The following is a 1,835-nucleotide window of genomic DNA, read 5'->3' on the forward strand; positions in this document are numbered from 1 at the left end:
TTTTGTCCAAAGACAATACCAGCTGGGTTAACAATAAATACTTGACCGTTTGATTGTAATTGACCAAGGATTTGTGAAACCTGTCCACCAAGTACACGGTTTAATACCGCTGCGTTTGAGTTTTGTTGTAAAAATTTAACGATCTCGTCATTCTTGATGTTAAATTTTTCCCAGTTAATAATGGTGTTTGGATCAGTTTTATATGTAGTTACTAATCCTTCAGTAATTTGTTGTACATTACCGTGTACAACTTGTAAGCCTTCACGAGTTAAATCTGCGTGAGCACTTGTAGTTAATGCCAAGGTGCCTAGCGCAAGAATAGAAGAAGTAGCTAAGATAGAGCTGTTTCTTAAGAACTTAGATAATCTATTTGTTGAGGTAGCTTCTTTGGCTGATGAATTAGAGCTTCCTCCAGCAATAGCATTAGTCGCTAGCTCAGAAACCGCTGTTAAAGACAGAGTCTTTTTATTGAACTTTAGTTTGTAAATTTTATTCATTTTGACATTCACATTAAATATGTAACTCTGAAGAAATCACTCTTTTTTCAGAATTAGCCGTTTAACTTTTATTCACAAGAGGGAGATTTGCCTAGTCTCACTCTTTTTCTGCTTTAAATTAAAGGAGCTAGAAGATCTAGCTTTGAACAAAGGTAAACTATTATTTAGTAGGAAAAAAATATTTTTCTTGAGAAGAAATGATATGAAAATAAACCTCTATTTCACTTTTTTTGGATACGAAAAAAAGGTAAAAGCCTGTACGCAGTGTGTTTAGGGAAACAAACTTGTACAAATTGAAATTTATTCCTAGCTTTTACTTAATTTTGAACACTTAATAAGTGAAAATGGAGATTTATAGAAAATAAACATACACCGTGTTTACTATTATACTTTACTCGTAAATTTGATATAAGAATAAGTAACTTGTACTAAAGGCAAGTTTAAGCTAATCTTTTAATTTTATGATTAAAAATCAACAAAATACGACGGGGGGGGGTAAATATTTTTTCAAAAGCGTCTAATTCCCTTTTTGCTTGTGGGGTTATTAAAGTTAACCGGTTCTATCTCTGTTTTTGAGTTATGCGTAAAAGAAAATAAAAGAAAAAGCCAAAATCGAATTATTAATTACTTACGTATATAAATCTAAGGGTTGAAAAGTGAAATTCTAAATAAATGATAATTATGTAACTCTTTGTTGTGCAGGGGTTAAAAATCTCACTCTGTAAAGCAAGATAATATCTAACTTTAAGCAAAAATAAATATCTAACTTTCCTTTTTTATCCTTTGCTTAAAAGTCAAAAATGGTCAATAGTGCACAAATACGAATAAATAAATCTAAAAAATTGGGACATTTTGGGAGGAAATGTAAGGATTTTAGCGATAATAAACCATTACAAAATAGTCAAGAATTAAGCAAATCTGCAGCGTTGGTAAAGTAAAGTTTCCTTTAAGGTTTGCTTTAAGGTTTGCTTTAAGGTTTGCTTTAAGGTTTGCTTTAAGGTTTGCTTTGAGGTTTGCTTTGAGGTTTGCTTTGAGGTTTGCTTTGAGGTTTCTTTTAAGGGGTTAATTTTATCTGTCAGCATGTTGAACTGCTTAATTTGCTAGAGAGTTTTGGTACTTTGCTCCAATCTGGCAGTAAAAGAGACTACTAAGAAGAGAGTTAAAAAGTGGAAGGAATTGAACGCAAACAAGTGTAACAAGCAGTGCAAAAAATAGGGTAACAAGCAGGGAACAAGCTAGGTAACAAGCAGTTCTGAACCTATTCTCCCGAAATTTTTTAAGTAAATAATTGGGGTAATTAAAGTAAAAGCATTAAAAATCAATAAAAAAGTCAAGCTT

2 protein-coding genes are annotated in these 1,835 nt (G+C 31.7%); both read right to left on the minus strand.

The genetic code is table 11. The annotated features are described in order from the left end of the window. Positions 1 to 497, minus strand: a 497-nt coding sequence (locus tag CKF54_RS08020; protein WP_119525819.1) for a filamentous hemagglutinin N-terminal domain-containing protein, incomplete at its 3' end; no start/stop codon positions are given. A gap of 908 nt (positions 498 to 1,405) precedes the next feature. Next, positions 1,406 to 1,579, minus strand: coding sequence for a hypothetical protein (locus CKF54_RS08220; protein WP_222987612.1), 174 nt, complete (start codon positions 1,577 to 1,579; stop codon positions 1,406 to 1,408). Positions 1,580 to 1,835: the final 256 nt, after the last annotated feature.

It is taken from the genome of Psittacicella hinzii (assembly GCF_003585885.1).
GTDB lineage: Bacteria > Pseudomonadota > Gammaproteobacteria > Enterobacterales > Psittacicellaceae > Psittacicella.